17 protein-coding genes and 1 pseudogene are annotated in these 23,443 nt (G+C 40.4%); 17 read left to right on the top strand and 1 reads right to left on the bottom strand.

Annotated elements, in window-relative coordinates:
• The first annotated feature begins 2 nt into the window (after positions 1–2).
• The 17 genes and pseudogenes from LQ216_RS13635 (at position 3) to LQ216_RS20380 (ending at position 20,750) form a co-directional block, all read left to right on the top strand.
• Complete coding sequence (locus LQ216_RS13635) at positions 3–3,113, top strand: alpha-mannosidase (protein WP_230130028.1); 3,111 nt, start codon at positions 3–5, stop codon at positions 3,111–3,113.
• 57 nt (positions 3,114–3,170) lie between these two features.
• Complete coding sequence (locus tag LQ216_RS13640) at positions 3,171–4,307, top strand: GntR family transcriptional regulator (protein WP_230130029.1); 1,137 nt, start codon at positions 3,171–3,173, stop codon at positions 4,305–4,307.
• 74 nt (positions 4,308–4,381) lie between these two features.
• Positions 4,382–4,531, top strand: a complete 150-nt coding sequence (locus LQ216_RS13645; protein WP_230130030.1) for a hypothetical protein — start codon at positions 4,382–4,384, stop codon at positions 4,529–4,531.
• 711 nt (positions 4,532–5,242) lie between these two features.
• Positions 5,243–6,706, top strand: a complete 1,464-nt coding sequence (gene iolA, locus LQ216_RS13650) for a methylmalonate-semialdehyde dehydrogenase (protein WP_230130115.1) — start codon at positions 5,243–5,245, stop codon at positions 6,704–6,706.
• Between the two features lie 150 nt (positions 6,707–6,856).
• Complete coding sequence (gene iolB / locus LQ216_RS13655; protein WP_230130031.1) at positions 6,857–7,672, top strand: 5-deoxy-glucuronate isomerase; 816 nt, start codon at positions 6,857–6,859, stop codon at positions 7,670–7,672.
• Positions 7,673–7,699: 27 nt separating this feature from the next.
• Positions 7,700–8,689 carry a 5-dehydro-2-deoxygluconokinase gene (gene iolC, locus LQ216_RS13660; protein WP_230130032.1) on the top strand — a complete coding sequence of 330 codons (990 nt, stop codon included), beginning with the start codon at positions 7,700–7,702 and terminating at the stop codon, positions 8,687–8,689.
• Positions 8,690–8,705: 16 nt separating this feature from the next.
• Positions 8,706–10,620, top strand: a pseudogene (iolD, locus tag LQ216_RS13665) (3D-(3,5/4)-trihydroxycyclohexane-1,2-dione acylhydrolase (decyclizing)).
• Positions 10,621–10,637: 17 nt separating this feature from the next.
• Positions 10,638–11,534 carry a myo-inosose-2 dehydratase gene (iolE, locus tag LQ216_RS13670; protein WP_230130033.1) on the top strand — a complete coding sequence of 299 codons (897 nt, stop codon included), beginning with the start codon at positions 10,638–10,640 and terminating at the stop codon, positions 11,532–11,534.
• A gap of 56 nt (positions 11,535–11,590) precedes the next feature.
• On the top strand, positions 11,591–12,625 hold the full coding sequence (locus tag LQ216_RS13675) for a Gfo/Idh/MocA family oxidoreductase (protein ID WP_230130116.1): 1,035 nt from the start codon (positions 11,591–11,593) through the stop codon (positions 12,623–12,625).
• A 54-nt stretch (positions 12,626–12,679) separates the two neighbouring features.
• Positions 12,680–13,543 (top strand): sugar phosphate isomerase/epimerase family protein, encoded by an 864-nt coding sequence (locus LQ216_RS13680; protein WP_230130034.1) that lies wholly within the window; start codon positions 12,680–12,682, stop codon positions 13,541–13,543.
• Between the two features lie 47 nt (positions 13,544–13,590).
• A complete protein-coding gene (gene iolI / locus LQ216_RS13685) occupies positions 13,591–14,430 on the top strand; it encodes a 2-keto-myo-inositol isomerase (RefSeq protein ID WP_230130035.1) in 840 nt (279 codons plus the stop codon).
• A 39-nt stretch (positions 14,431–14,469) separates the two neighbouring features.
• Positions 14,470–15,348 carry a class II fructose-1,6-bisphosphate aldolase gene (gene fba / locus LQ216_RS13690; RefSeq protein WP_230130036.1) on the top strand — a complete coding sequence of 293 codons (879 nt, stop codon included), beginning with the start codon at positions 14,470–14,472 and terminating at the stop codon, positions 15,346–15,348.
• 185 nt (positions 15,349–15,533) lie between these two features.
• Entirely contained in the window at positions 15,534–16,301 is a 768-nt protein-coding gene (locus LQ216_RS13695; RefSeq protein ID WP_230130037.1) for a DeoR/GlpR family DNA-binding transcription regulator, read from the top strand.
• 430 nt (positions 16,302–16,731) lie between these two features.
• Complete coding sequence (locus LQ216_RS13700) at positions 16,732–17,697, top strand: sugar ABC transporter substrate-binding protein (protein WP_230130038.1); 966 nt, start codon at positions 16,732–16,734, stop codon at positions 17,695–17,697.
• 154 nt (positions 17,698–17,851) lie between these two features.
• The gene (locus LQ216_RS13705; protein ID WP_230130039.1) at positions 17,852–19,342 is read left to right on the top strand and encodes a sugar ABC transporter ATP-binding protein; all 1,491 of its coding nucleotides are present in this window, start codon (positions 17,852–17,854) and stop codon (positions 19,340–19,342) included.
• Positions 19,343–19,410: 68 nt separating this feature from the next.
• Complete coding sequence (locus tag LQ216_RS13710; protein WP_230130117.1) at positions 19,411–20,376, top strand: ABC transporter permease; 966 nt, start codon at positions 19,411–19,413, stop codon at positions 20,374–20,376.
• Positions 20,377–20,624: 248 nt separating this feature from the next.
• Positions 20,625–20,750, top strand: coding sequence for a hypothetical protein (locus tag LQ216_RS20380; protein WP_290369271.1), 126 nt, complete (start codon positions 20,625–20,627; stop codon positions 20,748–20,750).
• A gap of 71 nt (positions 20,751–20,821) precedes the next feature.
• Here LQ216_RS20380 and LQ216_RS13715 read toward each other — a convergent pair whose 3' ends face one another.
• On the bottom strand, positions 20,822–23,329 hold the full coding sequence (locus LQ216_RS13715; protein ID WP_230130040.1) for a PIG-L family deacetylase: 2,508 nt from the start codon (positions 23,327–23,329) through the stop codon (positions 20,822–20,824).
• Between the last annotated feature and the right edge of the window lie 114 nt (positions 23,330–23,443).

Genomic DNA, 23,443 nt, shown 5'->3' on the forward strand with positions numbered 1-23,443 from the left:
ATATGTTTTGGACGATTGAGAAATTAGAAAAACGGATTAAGGAATTGGACGCTTATCGTTATCGGGACGTAAAATCGGTTTTATCCTTCCAGGCGCAGCTAGATGAAGAAGGTATCGTCGCACAGAAAGCACCGTTCGGCGGTACTTGGGAAACGATGAATATTCGAGACAGGTGGGAAGGCCGGGATACGTACATATGGCTAAAAACGGCGGTTCCGATTCCCGATGAGTGGAAAGGTGAAAAAATTGTCGGGGTATTTGATTTTGGAAAGACCGGCGGCGGACATAATTCTGGATTTGAATCGTTGCTCTATGTAAATGGCATGCCGTATCAAGGTGTGGATATGAATCATCAGGAAGTCTTTATAGACGGGAGTTTAGCTGGCAGCACAATCGAGTTATGTTTTCGGCTTTGGTCTGGACTTGAAGGCGGGGGTACGCCGACCATACAGGAGCATCAATTGAAGACGGCTTTTGTTGCTTGTCTTGATGAATCGGCAGACGATCTTTACTATACAGGAAAAGCTGCAATCGAAACGGTAAAATATTTGCAAGAGTCTCAGCCGGAAAGACAAACCTTATTAAAGGCACTAGATAAAGCATTTCTATTAATTGATTGGTCTGTCCCGGGTTCAGCTAGCTTCTATGACAGTGTTTATCAAGCGCAATCTGCATTAAACGAAGAAATCGAAAAGATTCCGAATCATTATCCCGTGACTGTTACTGCTATTGGACACACCCATATTGACGTCGCCTGGCTGTGGCGTTTAAAGCATACAAGGGAAAAAGCAGCACGGTCATTTTCTACCGTTCTTCGTTTAATGGAGCAGTATCCGGATTATGTCTTTTTACAAACCCAGCCTCAACTATATGACTATATCAAAAAGGATTACCCGGATATCTACCAGCAAATCGAGAGAAGAATTCAGGAAGGACGCTGGGAAACAGACGGCGGAATGTGGCTGGAAGCTGATTGCAACTTAACGTCGGGTGAGTCGCTTGTTCGGCAATTATTGCTAGGCACAAAGTTCTTCCGGGAAAATTACGGGAAGGAATGCCAATATCTATGGCTGCCGGATGTATTTGGCTACAGTTGGGCCCTTCCGCAAATTCTAGTGAAATCAGGAATTAAAACATTCATGACTACGAAGATAAGCTGGAGTGAGTATAATAAAATGCCTCATGACACCTTTAAGTGGAGAGGAATTGATGGAACAGAAATTCTAACGCACTTTATCACCACTCCGGAAGATGAGTACTGGTTCTACACATACAACGGCCGCATTACCCCGCGCACGGTAAAGGGCATTTGGGAAGCTTATCGGGACAAAGCCGTCAATCAGGAATTACTCCTCTCCTATGGATATGGAGACGGCGGTGGCGGCGTCAATCGTGAAATGCTGGAAATGCGCAGGCGCTTGGATAAAATGCCGGGTTTGCCGGCTGTCAAAACAGGAAGAGCGGATGAGTTTTTTGAGCGTCTTCATGAAACGGTAGATAACACAGATCAATATGTTCATACATGGGATGGAGAACTATATTTAGAATATCACCGGGGAACATACACGAGCCAGGCCTACAATAAACGGATGAACCGGAAAATGGAACTCCTCCTTCGCGAAACAGAATGGCTCCATACCTTAAATAGTGTATTGATAGGTTCATGGACTTCCTATCCGAAACAAGAACTTGAGGATAGCTGGAAAATTGTCCTGCGCAATCAATTCCACGATATTATTCCGGGCTCCTCGATTCGGGAGGTATATGAAGACAGTAAGCTGGAGTATGAAGAGGCACACAAGTTAGGAGCAAATGCATGGAAGAATGCATCCGAGTCTTTGACAGAACAGAAACAGGAGAGCATTACCATCTTTAATTCCTCTTCATGGGAACGAGACGATTTAGTCAAAGTTAACACAGTTTCCAAACAGGGAATCGTTTGGAAGGACGAAACAGGTAAAGTGCTTGATTCTCAGCTCACTTCGGATGGAGAATGGCTGGTCGATGTGGAACAAGTTCCTTCTCTGGGCAAGAGTTCGATTCGTTCTGAACTTGGTGAAAAAGAGGGACGATCCGTGTTTACTGTTTCCGAAAATAACATATCCACCCCTTATTACGAGATAGACTGGAATGAAAATGGGCAGTTAACCAAAATCTACGACCGCAAACACAAACGCAATGTGTTAGCTCCAAACGCTGTCGGGAATGTGCTCCAGATATTTGAAGACAAACCAATGCGATATGACGCATGGGATATCGATATTTACTATCAGGATAAAATGAAAGAGATTTCAAATTTAATAGAAAGTAAAGTTATTGAAGAAGGGCCAATCCGCAGCGTGATTCAGTTTGTATGGGCATACGGCAGTTCAACGATCACACAGAAGATGTCACTTTATGCGAAAAATCCTCGTGTTGATTTTGAAACAACTGTTAATTGGTGTGAGCGGGAACAATTGCTAAAAGTAGCATTCCCTGTGGATATTCGGGCAACAGAAGCCACATATGATATTCAATATGGAAATGTGAAGCGTCCGACCCATTGGAACACGAGCTGGGATTATGCCCGTTTTGAAACCGTCGGACATCAGTGGGCCGATTTGTCCGAAACAGGATATGGAATCAGCTTACTGAATGATTGCAAATATGGCCACGATATAAAAGATAACGTGATGAGGCTGACTCTACTAAAGTCGGCTATCTATCCAGATGTTGAAGCTGATCAAGGAGAGCATCAGTTTACCTATTCGCTGCTGCCGCATAATGGAAGCTGGTATGAAGGCGGAACGGTTCAGCAAGCATGGGCGCTAAACAATCCGTTGACTTACACGGAAGGCTATTCTGAAAGAGTTTCGCTGTTTTCCGTCAGTGCACAGAATGTAATCGTAGATGCGGTGAAAAAGAGAGAAGACAGCGATGAAGTGATTATCCGCATGCATGAGTTCACCGGTGCAAGAGGCAAGGTAGAGGTAACCAGTGAATTGAATATCCTTTCATGGCAAGAATGTGATTTAATGGAAAGAAGCATAGAAGAAAAAGAAGAAAATCAATCATTTGAGTTTGACATCAAACCCTATGAGATTAAAACATTCATTGTTCAAGTGAAAAAATAAGGTATGCCATGAACAGAGAGATTTCCTCCTCCATGGTAAACAGGCAGAAAATTGGGGGTGGACACCATCTTAGCGCTATATGAACAAGTTTATCAATCATTGAAGAAAGATATCATAGATGGAAAATACAAGACGGGTGATCGGATTCCATCTGAAAAAGAGCTATCTGACGCTTTTCAGGTCAGCCGCATTACAAGCAAGAGAGCATTGGAAGAGCTTGTCGAAGATGGAATTGTATACCGGACTCAGGGAAAAGGGACATTCGTTTCCGAGAACCTGGATACGAAGATTGGATTCGTCTCAAAGCGCACCCGCAAACCCTTATTCGGGCTAATCATTACGAACTTTCACGATAGCTATAGTTCAAAACTCATTTCGAGTATTGAAACGGCTTCGGATGAACAGTGCCTGATAATTTTAAAGCAGACTTTCGGTTTACCTGATAAGGAGGAGAAAGTGATCAAAGAGCTACTCGACTTCGGTGTAGATGGTCTGCTTATTTATCCGGCACAGGCCGAACACTATAGCTCGGAAATCCTTAAAATGGTTGTAGACCAATTCCCGATGGTCTTAATCGACCGATCATTTAAAGGTGTTCGGGCTACTGCCATCTCCTCTGATAATGTGCAGGCTGCCAAAATTGGAGTCGATTATCTGTTTGAATTAGGCCATGACCAAATTGGTGTCCTTTCACCAAGAACGATCGAGACGACAACCATTGAAGACCGTTTTGACGGAATTGTCGAAGCTTATGCTGAACGGAATGCAATGGTAAATCGGGAATTATGGTGTACAGAAATCAAGAGTACCCTTCCCCTGCCAGAAGCAACCAGCGAACAAGACATCGAGCTCATTAAAAAATACCTAAAGAAAAATCCGCATGTCACCGCTTTATTTGCACTAGAATACCAAATCGCCGAACTGGCAAAAAGAGCTGCACAACAGATCGGCCTTCGAGTGCCTGAGGATATCTCTATTCTCTGTTTTGACGAACCGGAACATCGCTTAAGCAGCTGGACGTTTACCCATCTGCAACAAAAGGAGAAAGAAATCGGACAATTGGCGGTTTCCAAGTTATTAGAGATGGTCAATGGTGAAAAAGAGATTGAAAAAGTATATTTGCCTGCAGATTTAATAGTGGGGAATTCTACATGCCATGTAAAAAAAATCTCAGCTCTGAAAAATGCGGAATAAGAAAGTAGAACCAATCTTTTTGTACATGGAGTTATTTCAGCTTCATAGAACAAAAGATGGGAGTCTTTTTTACTTTGGCTCTGTTAAACGATAATGTTGTTTTTGGGAAGGGAATCTGCGAGACTCCAGCGGAAAAACGGGCTGGCAAGACCCCGCAGCGAGGTACGAGTGAGGAGGCTTGCCAGTTCGTCCGCGGAAAGCGAGTAGATTCCATGACCATTTGAAAATCAACAATGGAATTTAACAGAGCCTTTACTTTAGAAAAGGTGAAATCGTTCAGTATGTAATTGATATTTGGGGTCATTCTGCTTGACCCTTTTTTAATTGTGGATTACAAAGTGGAGAGCAATAATCATGTACTGTTTGGATAAGCGAGAATTAAGTGGGAGTTAATAAAGTAAGGACACTCTCTTGTTTATGGCATGGTTTTACTTTCGATTAGTGTTTAAAATCGTTAAATAGAAACTTTTCCCTCGCTCATTCACCTAATTTTGTCCTTCATAAACTGAGAGTGCGGTCTATCTCGAGAAATTCGGTCATAAAACTGTTTCCGATCATAAATTGAAGAATTCGGTCGTAAATCTCACCATTTTATCTTGAATATAAGTAAGGATTTACTAAAGCATTATCGACATTTTTAGTTCAATAGTAACGGTTTGATTAAATAATTAAAAAATGGTTGACTGAAAGCGCTTTAACATATAATATGAAATCAAATATATCCAACATATAACCAAAACATAACAAATAAATACACAGAAGGAGATGGAAAAAGAAAGATTGGTGAACTAAAAGGAAATGCCAAAATATAATTTCATCATTTTTATACACCGTGAGGAAGTAACAATCAATGGTGAAAGTCTTCATAATCGTTTCAGATGAAAATAGATTTATTACTTAAGTGAATGATAGGAGGAAGACAGATGACTGAAGTGATAACCAAAGTAAGAAAACTTAAAAACTACATAAATGGTGAATGGGTTGAAAGTAACACAACGAAATATGAAGAGGTCTACAACCCGGCAACTAAAGAAGTCATTGCCCTGGTACCACATTCAACTAAAGAAGATATAGAATACGCGGTAAAAGCCGCAAAAAAGGCATTTGACATGTGGAAGAACGTCCCTGTTCCAAAGCGGGCCAGAGTTTTGTTTAATTTTCACCAATTATTACAAGAAAATATAGAAGAATTGGCGAATTTAATTACAATCGAAAATGGCAAGGCTCTTTCCGAAGCAAGAGGAGAAGTTCTTCGCGGTATTGAAAATGTCGAATTTGCTGCAGGGGCACCGACCTTAATGATGGGAGATTCACTTTCTACCATTGCAACAGATGTGGAAGCCGCTAATTACCGCTATCCGATTGGAGTTGTTGGAGGAATCGCACCATTCAACTTTCCAATGATGGTACCGTGCTGGATGTTCCCCATGGCCGTTGCGCTAGGCAATTCATTTATTTTGAAACCATCGGAACGAACACCATTATTAACTGAAAAATTTGCAGAGCTATTTACAAAAGCAGGACTTCCGAAGGGGGTATTTAACGTCGTTCACGGTGCTCATGACGTTGTTAACGGCATTTTGGATGACCCGGAAGTGAAAGCTATTTCCTTTGTCGGCTCCAAACCTGTTGGAGAATATGTCTATAAAAAAGCCAGCGAGAATTTAAAGCGTGTCCAAGTGTTGGGCGGTGCTAAAAACCATGTTGTTGTTTTAAATGATGCTGATTTAGAAGATGCAACGACTAACATTATCGGGGCAGCATTCGGCTCAGCTGGTGAACGTTGTATGGCAGCCTCTGTCATAACAGTGGAAGAAGGAATTGCCGATGAGTTTTTAGCTAAAATGGTTGAGAAAGCGAAAGACATTAAAATGGGGAATGGTTTGGATGATGGCATTTTCCTTGGTCCTGTTATCAGAGAAGAGAATCAAAAACGCACCCTAAATTATATCGAAAAAGGTATTGAAGAGGGAGCGAAACTGGTACTTGATGGCCGTGAACGTGTGCTGAATGAAGGATTTTTTGTTGGTCCATCTATATTCGAGGGTGTTACAGCGGATATGACGATCTGGAAAGATGAAATTTTTGCACCAGTATTGTCGATTGTTCGAGTGAAAAACCTGAAAGAAGCTGTTGAAATTGCCAATCGTTCAGAATTTGCCAATGGTGCATGTATCTTTTCATCAAATGCTTCATCGATCCGATACTTCCGTGAAAATATTGACGCAGGAATGCTGGGAGTTAATCTAGGGGTACCAGCTCCAATGGCCTTCTTCCCATTCTCCGGATGGAAGTCGTCCTTCTTTGGTACTTTACATGCGAATGGAAAAGATAGCGTGGACTTCTATACTCGTAAAAAGGTAGTAACAGCGCGCTATAAAGCACCATCATTTGAATAAACCAAACTACATCACATTTCTTAGAATAATAGATTAAACGGGAACAGAGAGAGTTTACTTTTGCACAAGTATTGCATAAGGAGGCTCTCTTCTGTTCAAATCCAATCCCCAACCAGGTTCGAATATAAATAAGAAAAAAGAGGTGATCGCATGAATAAATTGCTTCGAAAACCAAAAAGAGGGGAACTTTCACCAGGAGTTACCGTTGTTCATGATGTAACGGAAGAAAATTCACCTTTGGAATATGTTGCATTTAAAATTGTGGATCTGACGCCAGGAGCCCACTATTCGGAAACACTTGCCAATAAAGAATGTTGCATTGTGGCATTAACCGGAAAAATTAATGTGACGGATGATGAACAATCATTCGAAGACATTGGTACCCGCGAGAGCGTGTTTGATAAGAAACCTACAGATAGTGTGTACGTCTCAAATAATCGCAGCTTTGAAGTAGAGGCTGTCACTCAAGCTCGTGTGGCATTATGCTATTCACCTTCCGAAAAACAAATGCCAACCAAGCTAATTAAAGCTTCCGATAACAGCGTGGAAAATCGAGGAATCCTCTATAATAAACGACTAGTACACAATATTCTGCCTGACTCAGACCCATCTGCAAATAGTTTATTAGTTGTGGAAGTATTCACAGAAAGTGGAAACTGGTCAAGCTATCCTCCACATAAGCACGATCAAGATCGATTACCTGATGAATCCTTTTTAGAAGAAACCTATTATCACGAAATGAACCCGCCGCAAGGATTTGTGTTCCAGCGTGTGTATACAGATGATCGATCACTTGATGAAACGATGACAGTAGAGAACGGTGACGTCGTTATTGTACCAGCAGGATATCATCCAGTCGGTGTGCCGGATGGATACACTTCCTATTATTTAAATGTAATGGCAGGTCCAAAACGGATTTGGAAATTCCACAATGATCCGGATCATGAATGGATTCTAAAACGTTAACAATATTCTTAAGGAGCTGTTTCTGATATGCAATTTCAGTTTAATAAGGAAAGAGAGTTCGACATTATTGCAATTGGCCGTGCTTGCATCGATTTAAATGCAACCGAGTATAACCGTCCAATGGAAGAAACGATGACGTTTACAAAATATGTAGGCGGTTCACCGGCTAATATTGCTATCGGTGCCTCAAAATTAGGGCTGAAGGCCGGATTTATCGGTAAAGTTTCCGATGACCAGCATGGCAGGTTTATCGAAAGCTATATGCGCGGTGTCGGAATCGATACATCCAATATGATAGTCGATCAAGAAGGGCATAAAACGGGGTTAGCCTTTACGGAGATTAAGAGTCCGGAAGAATGCAGTATTTTAATGTACCGGCAAGATGTTGCAGACCTTTATTTGGAGCCGAACGAGGTAGAGGAAGATTACATAAAGAGATCAAAGGTATTGCTTGTTTCAGGTACTGCGCTGGCAAAAAGCCCGTCTCGTGAAGCAATATTAAAAGCTATTACTCTAGCAAAGAGAAACGATGTAAAAGTCATTTTTGAATTGGATTATCGTCCATACACATGGAAATCAACTGAAGAGACAGCAGTCTATTATTCTTTGGTTGCCGAACGCTCCGATGTGGTAATCGGAACGCGAGATGAATTTGATGTAATGGAAAATACCCAGGAAGGCCATAACGAAAACACCATTCACTATCTATTTAAGCATTCCCCTACCTTAATCGTCATTAAACATGGAGTAGAAGGATCCTATGCCTATGCAAAATCCGGGGAAACATTCAGAGGCCACGCATACAGAACTCAGGTTTTAAAAACCTTTGGCGCAGGCGATTCTTATGTTTCTGCTTTCCTGTATGCTCTGAGTTCCGGGAAAGACATTGAAACCGCTTTAAAATATGGCAGTGCTTCTGCTTCGATTGTGGTAAGCAAACATAGTTCTTCTGAGGCTATGCCCACAGTAAAGGAAATTGACGAATTAATTGCAAATGCTAAAACCATTTCGGTTTGACCAGAGGTGAATGAAGATGAAAACGGTTCGATTAACTACCGCCCAGGCTTTAATCAAATTTTTAAATCAGCAATATGTTCATATCGATGGGGAGGAATTTCCGTTCGTTGAAGGTATTTTTAATATCTTTGGACACGGGAATGTACTGGGGTTTGGCGAGGCGCTTGAACAGGACTCTGGCCATTTGAAAGTAATCCAGGGAAAGAACGAACAAGGAATGGCCCACGCAGCCATAGCATTTTCGAAGCAACTGCTTCGCAAGAAGATATATGCTGTAACCACCTCAGCCGGACCAGGTTCTGCAAACTTGGTTACTGCTGCAGCAACAGCATTGGCAAACAATATTCCAATCTTGCTGCTGCCGGCTGATACATATGCTACACGTCAGCCTGATCCGGTTTTACAGCAGTTAGAACACGAGCACAGTCTTGCAATTACAACAAATGATGCCTTACAGCCTGTTTCAAGGTATTGGGATCGGATTACTCGCCCAGAGCAATTGATGTCAAGTCTAATTCGTGCATTTGAAGTCATGACTGATCCTGCTAAATCAGGTCCGGCTACCATATGTATCTCTCAAGATGTTGAGGGAGAAGCATTCGATTATGATTTAAAATCCTTCGAAAAACGTGTTCACTACGTTGATCGAACCCCCCCATCTAAGCGGGAATTAACAGGTGCAGCTGAAATAATTAGAGCAAGTAAAAAGCCAGTGATTGTAGTTGGAGGCGGAGCCAAATATTCCGAAGCTCGTGAAGTATTAATGGAGTTTTCGGAAAAATATAATGTTCCGTTAGTAGAAACGCAAGCTGGTAAATCCACAGTTGAGTCCTCTTTTCATAATAATTTAGGGGGCTTGGGAATAACAGGAACCATGGCTGCAAACAAAGCTGCGCGTCAAGCTGACTTAATTATTGGTGTAGGCACTAGGTTCACAGACTTCGCTACTTCATCTAAAACGCTATTTAACTTTGACACAACCAAATTCTTAAATATCAATGTTAGCCGATTACAGGCTTATAAACTCGATGCCTTCCCGGTAGTAGCTGATGCCAGAACAACTATTGAAGCATTAACACCTTTGTTAGAGGGATACGAGAGCGGATTTGGTTCGACTATTACCGAACTCAGAGATGAATGGTATGCCGAGCGTGATCGCTTAAGTAAAGTAACCTTTAATAGAAATCATTTTACACCTGAAATTAAAAATCATTTCTCACAAGAGACATTAAACGAATATGCCGATGCTCTAAACACAGAATTGGCGCAAACGACGGCACTGCTTGCGATTAATGACACAATTAACCCTGACAGCATTATTATATGTGCGGCCGGTTCGCTACCAGGAGACTTGCAGCGCTTGTGGCATGTTGAAGTGCCAAACACCTATCATGTCGAATACGGTTATTCATGTATGGGGTATGAAGTGTCAGGAACATTGGGCTTGAAGTTGGCCGACCCTGCGAAAGAAGTATACTCAATAGTTGGGGATGGCAGTTTTCTGATGCTCCATTCGGAATTTATTACTTCCATTCAAACCAATAGGAAGATTAATGTCCTATTATTTGATAATTCTGGTTTTGGGTGCATAAACAATCTGCAAATGGATTTTGGAAATGGCAGTTACTATTGTGAATTCAGAACTGAGGATAACCAAATTTTAAATATTGATTATGCAAAGGTAGCAGAAGGGTATGGCGCAAAATCATATCGTGCCAATACTGTTGAAGAGCTAAAAGCAGCTTTGGAAGATGCCCAAGAAACAGGATAAATCGACATTGATTGAAATGAAAGTGCTGCCAAAAACAATGACGGATGGCTATGAGGGCAGCTGGTGGAACTTGGGAGTACCGGAAGTATCAGGACAGGAAGGCGTTAATAATGCCTACGAGCTGAAACAACAAAAACTGAGAACTGCAAAGCAATATTAATACAGGAGGTGGACAAAGTGAAACACCAGCAAATTTTATGGGGAATAGCCCCTATCGGCTGGCGAAATGATGATTTACCAGAAATCGGAGCCGAAAATACTTTATCTCACTTATTGAGTGACATTGTGGTAGCTGGCTTCCAAGGAACGGAAGTGGGAGGGTTCTTCCCTGAACCAAAGGTCTTGAACAAGGAGCTTAAACTAAGAAACCTTAGAATTGCAGGGCAATGGTTCAGCAGCTTTATTATTCGGGATGGAATCGATGCTGCTGCAAAAGCCTTCCATAAGCATTGCCAGTATTTAAAAGAAGTAAATGCAGATGTGGCGGTTGTTTCCGAACAGACCTACAGCATCCAAGCAACAACTAAAAATGTTTTTTTAGAAAAGCCTTACTTTCCTGATGAAGAGTGGGTAACACTTTGCCATGGCCTCAATGAGCTTGGGAAGATTGCCGAAGAGTATGACTTGAAATTGGTCTATCACCATCATATGGGAACTGGTGTCCAAACTATGGAAGAAATTGATCGGCTGATGGAGAATACCGATCCAAAACATGTTCACCTTCTTTATGATACAGGGCATATCTTGGTGTCGGATGGTGATTATCTGAATCTGTTAACGAAACACATCGACAGAATCAAGCATGTCCATTTCAAAGATGTCCGAAAGGAAGTTACGGAGCAATGTAAGAAGGAAGGAAAGTCATTCCTGCAATCATTCTTAACTGGCATGTTTACGGTACCAGGTGATGGCTGCATCGATTTTACCAAAGTGTACCAGACTTTACTTGAGCACCATTATAAGGGATGGATTGTCGTGGAAGCGGAACAAGATCCATCGATTGCTCACCCATTAGAATATGCTCTTATCGCCCGCACATATATTGATGAAAAATTGCTGCTTGTTTCTGTGTAGGAGCTACATATATGAAAAAACAAGAACCAGGGACTAAAAAATGGAGGGGCATTGTTATGACATTAAATTTTGGTGTAATCGGAACTGGCGCGATTGGACGCGAGCATATTAGAAGGATTACTAATACGTTATCAGGCGGAAAAATTGTCGCTGTAACAGATGTGAATCAAGAGGCAGCCAAACAAACGGTTGAACTGTTTGGGATCGATGCTGTCATTTATCCAGATGATAAATCGCTGATTGCCGCAGAGAATGTTGATGCCATTCTTATAGCAAGCTGGGGCCCCGCCCATGAACAAAGTGCGTTGGCTGCAATTGAAGCAGGTAAATATGTCTTCTGTGAAAAACCTTTAGCGACGACGGCAGAAGGATGCATGCGCATTGTCGAGGCAGAAATGAAGCATGGCAAACGCCTTGTTCAAGTTGGCTTTATGCGCCGGTATGACAGCGGGTATGTACAGTTAAAAGAAGCGATTGATAATCATTTCATTGGTGAACCGCTGATGATCCATGCTGCACACCGCAATCCTACAGTCGAAACGCGATATACAACAGATATGGCGGTTGTCGATACGTTGATTCACGAAATTGATGTATTGCATTGGTTAGTAAACGATGAATATAAATCTGTACAAGTGCATTTCCCTAAGAAATCAAATCATGCATTGGAGCATTTACGTGATCCGCAAGTGTTTATTATTGAGACGAAGGGCGGTATCGTAATCGATGTTGAAGTGTTTGTAAACTGCCGGTATGGTTATGATATTCAATGCGAAGTAGTTGGCGAAGAGGGGATTGTGAAATTGCCGGAACCTCAAAGTATCAGCTTTCGTAAAAACGCTAATTTAGGGACCAGTATTTTAACAGATTGGAAAGATCGCTTTATCGATGCTTATGATAAAGAATTACAAGACTTTATGGATTCTATCAAAAAAACGGGCCAGCCTGATGGACCTTCTTCCTGGGATGGCTATATTGCTGCTGTAACCGCAGATGCTTGTGTGAAAGCACAGCAAACCGGAAAACAGGAGCCTGTTGCATTAAGCAAAAAACCGGACTTTTATAAAAAGACAATCGCGGAAACCGTATAAATTTTATAGTAATAATTGAAATAAACCAGCTAACCTGAGGATGGAGGAGTAAAAATGAAACTAGCCCTGGATCCATATATGTATCGGCACCTTCCGATTCCAAAAATGGTCGATAAAGTGGCTGAATTGGGTTATGAATATATTGAATTATCACCTCGGGAGGATTTCTTTCCGTTTTATAAATATCCTCGAGTAGATAAAGCTAGAATAAGAGAATTCAAAAATGCCTTGCGTGATACAGGTGTCAACCTTTCATCTTTGTTACCGATGCAGCATTGGGCTGGTCCGGAAGAAGAAGATCGAGAAGCGGCAGTGAGAAACTGGAAACGGTGCATGGAAGTGGCTGTTGAAATGGGCGTTGATGTGTTGAATACAGAATTTACCGGCCATAATGACAAGCCTTATAAATGTGAACAGATGTTTATGCGTTCGATGGAAGAACTTCTGCCAATTATCGAGAGCGAGGGAATTGACCTTCATATTCAAGCCCATCCATTTGATTTTATTGAACGGAACAATGAAGCGGTAGACATTATCCGCGGCCTGGATAAAGACTTTATTGGTTATTTTTATGCTGTGCCTCATACGTATTATTATGATGATGGCATAGGTGATATCTCTGCCATGCTGGATTATGCTGGGCCGCTGTTAAAGCATATTAATATTGCCGATACTTATAACCATAGAGCATCATCATGTCTTCGATATGTGGTGAACCCGCCGGGTGCCCCTTGTACGGTACACCAACACATGGATATTGGTAAAGGTGATATTCCTTGGGACGTGCTTTGGGCCAAAATACGTGAAATCAAATTCGATGGTATCGTTACAGTTGCCGTGTTCGGGGAAGAAGATCGAGCAGATGAATCAAGTCTTTATATGCTGCGGGAAATTAAAAAAGGGCTTGGTTTATTATAGCAGAATATTTCTATAGCTATAAAAAATAAACTAGTGGAGTGCTAACTATGAAACTTTGTTTTAACCAAGCGACTACATTGGAAAACTCAAATCTTGCAAGGGATTTAGAGTATTGCGAAAAACATGGCTATGATTATATCGAAATTCGTACAATCGACAAATTGCCAGAGTATTTGCAGGGACATTCTCTTGCTACTTTAGTTGACTATTTTCAAACACATCATATTAAACCGTTAGCCTTTAATGCCCTCGTTTTCTTCAATAATCGTGATCAAGCGGGGTACGATGCCATTATCGATGAATTCAAAGAGATGATGGAAACCGGCAAACAATTAGGCGTTCAGTATGTAGTCGCCGTTCCGCTCGTAACCGAAGAGAAAATCTTAAAAGAAGATATTAAGAAAAGCTGCGTGGATGTATTAACAGAGCTTTCCAGTATTGCTGAACCATATGGCATTAAAATTGCGGTTGAATTTGTTGGTCATCCTCAATGTACCGTTAATACATTTAGTCAGGCTTATGACATTATCGAAATGGTTAATCGTGAGAATGTGGGATTGGTACTCGACTGTTTCCACTTCCATGCCATGGGTTCAAGTCTGGAGGACTTGAAAAAGGCCGATGGATCCAAAATCTTCATTTTGCATATTGATGACACGGAAGATTTCCCGATTGGCTTTTTGACCGATGATGACCGGGTTTGGCCAGGATTGGGTGCGATTGATTTAGATGGTATTTTATCGACATTAAAAGAAATTGGCTATTCGGATGTAGTTTCTGTTGAACTATTCCGGCCGGAATATTATCAATTAAAAGCGGAAAAAGCGATTAAGACGGCAAAAGATACAACCTTGCAAGTGGTTACAAAATACTATGATTTCGAATAATGATTGAAGGAAATTTTTACAAAGGGGGTGCTTAGAAAAATGAGTGCAACATCTACTAAACCATCAGCTTTAGTTCCGATGCGATATATGCTTTTTAAGGCAAAGGGCAAAGGCTATGCTGTGGGCCAATTTAACATTAATGGCCTGCATTGGATTGAAGCGACCTTACAAGCGGCCGAGGAAGAACGATCACCGGTCATATTAGCAGCCTCCGATCGACTTGTTGATTATTTGGGAGGATTCCGTGTCATTACTGCAATGGTGAAAGAAGTAATGGGAGAAATGGGGATCACTATACCTGTGGCCTTACATTTGGATCATGGCAGTAGTATTGAAAGATGTAAACAAGCGATCGATGCCGGGTTTACTTCTGTTATGATTGATGGTTCCCACTTTGCGATTAAGGATAATATTGCCATGACGAAACAAGTGGTTGATTATGCACAACCTAGGGAAGTATCTGTGGAAGCGGAAGTTGGAACCGTCGGCGGTATGGAAGATGGGCTTGTTGGTGGAATAAAGTATGCAGATCCTCATGAATGCTTACGGATAGTAAAAGAAGCAAAAATAGATGCTTTAGCAGCGGCCCTCGGTTCCGTTCATGGTCCATATCAGGGGGAACCTAAGCTTGGCTTTGATGAAATGAAACAAATTTCGAGCATGACAGGCATACCTTTGGTGCTGCATGGCGGTTCAGGAATCCCGGATTATCAAATAGAGAAAGCGATTGCCCTTGGCCATGCCAAAATTAATGTGAATACAGAATGTATCCAAGCGTGGACAAATGCAGTTCGTCAAGTGCTTGCAACTGACAGCAGGGTCTATGATCCGCGGACAATTCTCACACCAGGTAGGGAAGCAATCGTTGCAACCGTAAAAGACAAAATAAAGCTATTTAAGTCGAGTCATAAGGCGTAAAAAGGGGAATGTCCTATATAACGCGGATAGGGATTCCTTCCTCCTTTTTACAGGGAGAGAATAATTAGATTGTCGTTATTTTGAAAAGACTAAGGAATAATTTTTTGAACTATTTCCTTTTGATAACCTATTCAATATGTTAACTTAGAAATGTTTATTGTAATAATAAAGGAAGCAGGGCTGCAATGATTAAGACTAAACGCATCAAACAAATTCAAGATTATATATTTGAACATCAAACTGTATCTTTGGATGAACTTGTTAACATTTTTGATGTATCTAAAAACACGATTAGACGCGACGTTCAAGAGCTGGTTGAACTGGGAGAAATTAAGAAGGTTTATGGCGGAGTGGCTGTGAACGATACAGCCCATGCAGCACTAGAATCATTCAATGATAGAAAAACACGCAATCAAAGATCAAAAGAACAAATAGCTAAATTAGCGGCAAGTTTTATAGAAGATGAAGATGTTATTTTTATTGATTCGGGGACAACAACCTTAGAATTAATTGAATATATAAAGGCGTTACATTTGACGATTATTACAAATAATCTTAACTTCATCATCAATTCTCTTCCCTATGAGAATTTGAATGTCATTTCTATTGGCGGCGTACTTGACCGCAAAACGAATTCCTTTGTCAGCATAAAAAAATATGATTTATTAAAATCGTACAATATTAACAAGGCATTCATGGCTTCAACGGGCATCACGCTTGCCAATGGCGTTACGAATGCATCACCTCTTGAAAGTGAAATAAAACAAACAGTGGTTGAAAGAAGTTCAAAAGTTTTTTTATTGGTGGACCATGATAAATTTGATCAGTATGGTTTAATGACCTACTGTAGTTTAGACGAGATTGATTATCTGATAACAGATAAACTGCCGGATGAAGAATATCAAGAATATACGAAAAAGAAAGGAATTCAGCTTGCCATTGCAGAAGAATAAAATAATCCTGTTCAGGAACATCTTTTGTTTTGGCCTAATTTTACTAAGAGTTGGTGGCATAGAAATGCCGTTAGCTCTTTTTTAAAACTTTGTTTAATAAATTGTTTGAATATAAAAAAAATTCTTGACTGAAAGCGCTTTTAAAATTATCATAAGATTATCAAGTTATAATCAAAACTTAACAAATTTGGTTGAAAAGGTTAACTGAATATTTTTATTTTTTGTATTGAAAGCGCTTTAAATAATTTTGTATTTGAAGTTAACCAAAATATAACCAAGAAATACTCTAGCGTTAGATGAGTGGTTTTGTTTACTGATCCAGGAGGTGAGATACATACTGAGTACCATTTTTCAATATTGAAAACATTAATTCTTTGTGTCAACAGGCTGTTTACATATGAGAGATCATCTAAAAGGGGGATAATTGAAGATGAATAAGAAATTAATCAGCTTTTTAATGCTTTTTGTTTTGCTCGCGGGTATACTTGCTGGCTGTGGTTCAGATAGTTCTTCCGGAGGAAAAGATACCATTGTGATTGGGGCAGCAATGCCGGTATTTGATGATAAATGGCTATCTTACTTGTACGACGGGATTAAAGAATATGACAAGGAGCATGATGATGTAGAAGTTAATATGGTGGACGCCAAGAATGACTCCGGGAAACAGATTTCACAGGTCGAGACATTTATTTCTCAAGGTGTAGATGCCGTCATTATCAACCCGGTTGACACTGATGCTGTTTTACCAATGGTAGATTTAGCCAATGAGGCTGAAATTCCAGTAATTGTTGTTAATAGAATGCCAGATAAAAAGACTATGAAGAAAATCTATGCCTTTGTGGGTTCTGAATCCCTTGAGGCTGGTACCATTCAAATGGAAAAAGTGGCTGAATTGATTGGAGGCAAAGGAAATATCGGCATCATGAACGGAACATTGGGACAAGAGGCCGTCGTGAAAAGAACGGAGGGCAATAAAGAAGTAGTCAAGAAGAACCCTGACATTAAAATCGTCCGCGAAGCTACAGCTGATTGGCAAAGATCACAAGGTATCACATTAATGGAAAACTGGATTCAATCCGGTGAACAATTTGATGCGATTGTAGCAAATAATGATGAAATGGCAATCGGAGCAATTATGGCTTTAGAAGAATCTGGTAAGCGCGGAGATATTATTGTTGCGGGAATTGATGGTACCCTTGATGCTTTACAATACGTTAAGGAAGGGAAATTAGATGTTTCTGCCTTCCAGGATGCATATGGTCAAGGTAAAGGATCAATCGAAACAGCCATCAAAGCAGTCAAAGGTGAGAAAGTAGAAGAGAAATTTATTAATATCCCGTTCGAATTAATCACAAAGGATAACGTTGACGAGTACATCAAAAAGTGGGAGAAGTAATCAGTTAGTTGAAACGCTGACCAGTCGCACACGAATGATTGATTTCTTGAGTGGACAATGTGAAAAGTTGTACGTTTTAATCTATAGGTGAAGGTCGTTCAGGGTCGAACTCTGGGCGACCACTTAGGTTGCAATTATGATATAGGTGGTGACAATGGTGGCTGAATATATTTTAGAACTTGAGCACATAACCAAGGAATTCCCTGGAGTAAAAGCTTTAGATGATATTCAATTAAAAGTGAAAAAAGGGACAGTCCATGGCTTAATGGGGGAAAATGGTGCAGGGAAATCGACCTTAATGAAAATTATCTTTGGCATCTATACCCCTAACAAAGGAACTTTGAAATATAAAGGAAAAGAATTGAAAATTTCCGGACCAAAAGAAGCAGTGGAAAACGGTATTTCCATGATCCATCAGGAATTAAGCCCAGTCCCATATATGACAGTTGCGGAGAATATTTTTTTAGGCAGGGAATTCTCTTATGGAAAGTCCGGCTGGATCAACAATAAGAAAATGATTGAGGAATCAAGAAGATTATTTGAATCCTTGAATATGAAAATTGATCCGACCAAAAAGATGAAGGATTTGAGCATTGCAAACATGCAAATGGTAGAGATCGCTACGGCAGTGTCTTATAATGCGGATTTAATCATAATGGATGAGCCAACTTCGGCCATAACGGAAAAAGAAGTAGAACAATTATTTGGTATTATCCGTTCCTTGAAAGCAAAGGGAGTTTCGATTATCTACATATCACATAAAATGGATGAGATTTTTAAGATTTGTGATGAGTTAACTGTATTCCGAGACGGTAAGTATATCGGCACAAACAGTGCAGAAGAAATCGACCAGGACACGTTAATTCATATGATGGTTGGCAGAGAAATCAAACAAGTTTTTCATAAAGAAAAGGCTGAAATTAAAGAGTTGGCCTTATCTGTCCAAAACCTATCCTGCAAGGGTAAATTTCATAATATTAGTTTTGAATTGAGAAAAGGGGAAATTCTTGGGATTGCAGGGTTAATGGGGGCAGGGCGTACTGAGGTTATTGAAAGTATTTTTGGTGTTAATCCTTGTGATTCCGGTGATATTTATATACATGGTAAAAAAGTGAAGATTAAATCACCACAGGATGCAATAAAGCACAAGATGGCTTTATTAACAGAGGATCGGAAACTAACTGGAGCATTCCTGCCTATTTCCATTAAGGAAAATATGATTATCTCCAATATCAATAAATTTTTAAAGTTTGGCTTGATAAATCGGAAGTTAGTAAATAAAAAATGTAATGAACAGATCCAGCTTTTAAATATTAAAACACCACATCTTAATCAGCTTATTATGAATTTGAGTGGGGGTAATCAACAGAAGGTGCTGCTAGCCAGATGGCTTCTGAATGATCCTGACATTCTTATCTTGGATGAGCCAACCAGAGGTGTAGATGTAGGGGCGAAGTCGGAAATTCATAAGATTATGTCAAAGTTAGCCCAACAGGGGAAAGCGATTATCATGATTTCTTCTGAAATGCCAGAAGTATTAGGAATGAGTGACCGAATCATTGTTATGCATGAAGGGTACACAAAAGGTGAACTTGTCAGGGGAGAAGCCAATCAGGAAAAAATCCTGGAACTAGCCTATAGTTAATTCTTTTATTAGAAAATACAAGGGAGGTTCTTCATTTGAGTAATCCAGTTAGCAGTCCAGTTTCTGTGATGAAAGAAAATAGAAATAAAAACCTTTGGAAAGAAAAGATTGCTCCTTTCATGAGCAAATTTGGAATCCTATTTATTTTGCTTGCTATGATTATAGTAATGTCCTTTATGTCAGATACCTTTCTTAGAACTCAGAATATCCTGAATATCGTCCGTCAAATTTCCTTTATTGGGATTGTGGCGATGGGTGTTACCATTGTTATTATTACAACGGGAATTGACTTATCATCTGGTTCTGTTATCGCCTTAACATCTGTTATGGTAGCAAGTTTTGCCCATCCAGGTGACTCGTTGATTGGTGCATTAGCGCTTGGTGCCGGAATCGGTATTGCCTGCGGTGCGATAAATGGAATTATCACGGCGAAGGGGAAAATTCCCGCGTTTATAGCTACCCTTGGAATGATGACGGCAGCAAGAGGTTTAGCCTTGCTGTACAGTGATGGAAGGCCAATTCCAGATTTATCAGAATCGTTTATGTTTTTGGGAAAAGGTGTAGTTGCGGGTATCCCGGTTCCAATTATTATCTTTATTTTAATAGGTATTATCTCACACATTTTGTTAAGTAAAACGAAGTTTGGTAAATATACCTATGCTATAGGTGGTAATGAACACGCTGCAAAAATTGCAGGGATAAATGTTGATCGTTATTTAATTTTGATATATATGTATGCGGGCTTACTGTCAGCGATTGCGGGGATGATGCTAACCGCAAGGATTAGTGTCGGGCAGCCAAGCATGGGTGTTTCTTTTGAGTTAGATGCCATTGCAGCCGCAGTTATCGGGGGGACAAGTCTTACTGGTGGGGTTGGTACTATTCCTGGAACGATCATTGGGGCATTGATCATAGGTGTTTTAAATAACAGTCTTGATTTATTAGGGGTATCTTCCTATTGGCAACAAATCCTGAAGGGTGCGATTATTGTAACTGCAGTGTTAATTGATTCTCGCAAAAATAAAAAGTCTTAAGGCTTAAAATGAATAGTAGATTGTAACAGCAGAAAATTTCGATGAATCCTTCAAAAAAATAAGTATTAAAAAAGCCTTCGGAATTAGTGATTCCGAAGGCTTTATAATGAGTTTCATTCGAGGAACACTCCGTAGGTTCTCATGACATTGGGAGTTGTTACGTTCGTTGGAATCTATAATGACTTTCTATGGCCATCTTTAGTTACGAGCTCCAACGAAATGAGAACTGTCACACGGGAGTTGCCTCATTGATCCAGGGAGTTAACTTCGTGAATCCGGGAAAAACGTTGATTGGCATTTTGCCCGCTATTATCGTGTTCTTATATGTCAATAAATATATTGTAAAAGGTGTAACGAACATAGGAATTAAATAATGATAAAAGGATTAGAAGCCTGTTGATATACCGACAAGAATATCCAAGACCGCAGTTCAGGATGGTGCCTGTCACTTTGCTCCGTAACTGATTAAGTTGGTAAAGATTCGATATCCTCCCGGTACTTGGCCTTGGATTTGGCGGTAGAAGACCAGGTTTGTGTATAGATAGGTCCCTTTGCCGTAGGTTGCCATTAGGATACCTCCATTGAAAGGTTGCTCGTTCGGGTCTCCCATGCTTACGAATGTTTCGAAGCGTGGATCCCACTCCATCGGATAGTAAAGGCCTCTTTCTTGAACCCAGTGATCCCAGTCTTTATCCGTGATTTTATTAGGATAGTTAAATAGAGGAGATTCCGGTTTTAGTATGGTTACTTTGGCGTTTTCGTCGGTTACTCTCCAGCGGATCGATGGGTCTCCAATTTTTAATTTATATGGAGCGGTAGTTGCCGGGTCCCATTTGTCGCTTGGTTTATGGTACTGAACGACTAAATGTCCGCCGTCTTCAACGTATTTCTGCAAACGTATATTATTTTTCAGCAAGTCATCCCGTGATAAGTAGGCGCGAATTCCTGTTACAATGGTATCGTACTGGCTTAAATCACCAGTTGTTAGGTCTGTTTCTGTCAGTTTTGTTATGTCAAAGCCTGTATTTGACAAAGCATCTGCAACTTTATCAAATCCACTGTCGATATATCCGACTTTTAATTTGTCCGGTTTCAGAAGCTCAAACGCCGCTACGTTCAGCTCTGCTGGATATTGGTAATAAAAAGTACCGATATGACCATAGGAAATTTCCTGAATGGTTGATTCCAAAGTTTTCTCATTTACCATCGCTGTAGCCCCTATCTTGAAATTTCCAGCTTGAATATTTTTAGGTGGCTTCAGTTTGAAGGTTACTGACTTTTCCTCCGATTTCTTTCCAAAATCGAGGGCCGCTTTCTGTGGAACGCTTTCCCATCCTTTTGGGGTGTTTAGCGACACAGTAGATTGAGTTTTGCCTTCATGATAGTTTTTAACTTTAACGGTAACAGGAATTTCTTCTTGAACGTCTGCTGTATTCACAACGATATCTTCAGGAGATAAAGTGATGCCGACTTCTGGAAGAACCGCAACTGTTCCTTCTAATTCCTGGGTGTGCTCGGTTATTGTTCCATTCGATTTATAACTCACCTGTGCCTCTATAACAGGATCCTTATATGCGTGGTATATAACGGCACTTTTCGGGACTTCGACTTGATAAGTCATTTGTGTCGTTTCTCCTGGAGTAAGGGACCTTGATTTATCTTTGGTTTTGATTTTCCAGTCCTTTGGAGCTGCTAAAGAAACATCTACATTTTTTAGCTTTTGTTTACCTGTGTTTTCCAGTACAACCTGGACAGTTGTTTTTTGTCCTTTTGTAAGAACGGTGGATGCAGCTTTTGCGGTTACCTTCAATTTGGAGGACACAAAGCTTACTGATTGTAATTGTTGTCGCTTTAATGAAAGTTTATGAAGTAAATCCGCTTCAAGTTGAGGTTTCAATTTAGCTTTTTTTGTTTTATTTATTAGTTTTTGGACGTCTTTCAAGGCATTTTGGGTTTGATCAAATACTTGCTTGCTGTTTGGATAAGATGCAATAATCGAGTCTAAATCTCGTTGAAGTTCCGTTAATTGGGTTTTAAAAGATTTTTCATTGTCTGGAAGAGTATTGGCCCATTCTGTGAAATTATATGGAATACCTGCGAATAGGTCCTTGCTGCCTTTTGTGTCTACAGCACTATCAAGTAATTCAAGGTGGGTTTGTCTTGGGGCGGCAGGTATGTCTGAACCCATTCCCTGGCTTTTATGCATATAGCGGGAATGCTCGCCTAATTGCGGATACGTTAATTTGTAAACCGGGTCGTACATCCCGATTTCGATTGAAGTCGTTGCCGTTTCTTTGGATGCTGCAGGCAAATACAGCTTTTTAACTTGCCAGGTTGTCAGCCCTTCTTTCAATTGATTCGGGTAGATATTTGGATCGGCAGCGTCTTTATAAGCCCGTTCACTTAGGATTTCCATCGCTCGATGGTGTCCATGCTGGGTATGGTCATTTCTAAAAGATGGCATGACAATATCAGGCTGATACGTACGGATAAATCTGATCAGTCGTTCATAAGTAAGGTCTTCTCCCCATTTGGCCAGTGTTTCTTCAGGGGTTTTCGAAAACCCGAAGTCGTAAATAGGATCTGATGTCGTTTTGCTAAGATGGTAAGCTTTTACACCGGTAATCTTAGACGCTTCTATCATTTCCCTTGACCGAATGATTCCAAGTCCATTATCCAATTCATTTCCAATTTCATTTTGACCGCCTTCTCCCCGGTTTGCAATCAGGCTTGAAGTTGTGACCCCAAGACCTCTCGATAAATAGGCCAGGAAATCACTTCTCTCATCATCAGGATGAGCTCCTGTATTTAAGAAGGTGACGGTTGTTTCCAGAGGTTTCAAAGCATTCCACAGATCTACATCATGTTGCTGTGATTCTGCAGCCGTTCCGTTGATCGGGACCAAAGACACAACTAAGAGAAAGGACAGTATTGAAACTAAAAATCTTTTCAAATTTGTAACCCCTTTCATAATTGGATAACTACTTATTGATAGTACAAACTCCTTTCCTCTTGAGTATTCAGTAGGTTAGTTAATCTACCTAACTAACTAACTGTAGATTAAAAA

The sequence above is a fragment of the Bacillus sp. CECT 9360 genome, from assembly GCF_918741275.1.
Lineage (GTDB): Bacteria > Bacillota > Bacilli > Bacillales > DSM-1321 > Peribacillus.

What these genes read in the sequence shown, in the direction of transcription:
- LQ216_RS13680 (WP_230130034.1), top strand. Translation starts at nt 12,680, where the DNA reads ATGAAACTAGCCCTGGATCCATATATGTATCGGCACCTTCCGATTCCA.
- LQ216_RS13675 (WP_230130116.1), top strand. Translation starts at nt 11,591, where the DNA reads ATGACATTAAATTTTGGTGTAATCGGAACTGGCGCGATTGGACGCGAG.
- iolI (WP_230130035.1), top strand. Translation starts at nt 13,591, where the DNA reads ATGAAACTTTGTTTTAACCAAGCGACTACATTGGAAAACTCAAATCTT.
- LQ216_RS13635 (WP_230130028.1), top strand. Translation starts at nt 3, where the DNA reads ATGTTTTGGACGATTGAGAAATTAGAAAAACGGATTAAGGAATTGGAC.
- LQ216_RS13705 (WP_230130039.1), top strand. Translation starts at nt 17,852, where the DNA reads ATGGTGGCTGAATATATTTTAGAACTTGAGCACATAACCAAGGAATTC.
- iolC (WP_230130032.1), top strand. Translation starts at nt 7,700, where the DNA reads ATGCAATTTCAGTTTAATAAGGAAAGAGAGTTCGACATTATTGCAATT.
- LQ216_RS13710 (WP_230130117.1), top strand. Translation starts at nt 19,411, where the DNA reads ATGAAAGAAAATAGAAATAAAAACCTTTGGAAAGAAAAGATTGCTCCT.
- fba (WP_230130036.1), top strand. Translation starts at nt 14,470, where the DNA reads ATGAGTGCAACATCTACTAAACCATCAGCTTTAGTTCCGATGCGATAT.
- iolB (WP_230130031.1), top strand. Translation starts at nt 6,857, where the DNA reads ATGAATAAATTGCTTCGAAAACCAAAAAGAGGGGAACTTTCACCAGGA.
- LQ216_RS13695 (WP_230130037.1), top strand. Translation starts at nt 15,534, where the DNA reads ATGATTAAGACTAAACGCATCAAACAAATTCAAGATTATATATTTGAA.
- LQ216_RS13700 (WP_230130038.1), top strand. Translation starts at nt 16,732, where the DNA reads ATGAATAAGAAATTAATCAGCTTTTTAATGCTTTTTGTTTTGCTCGCG.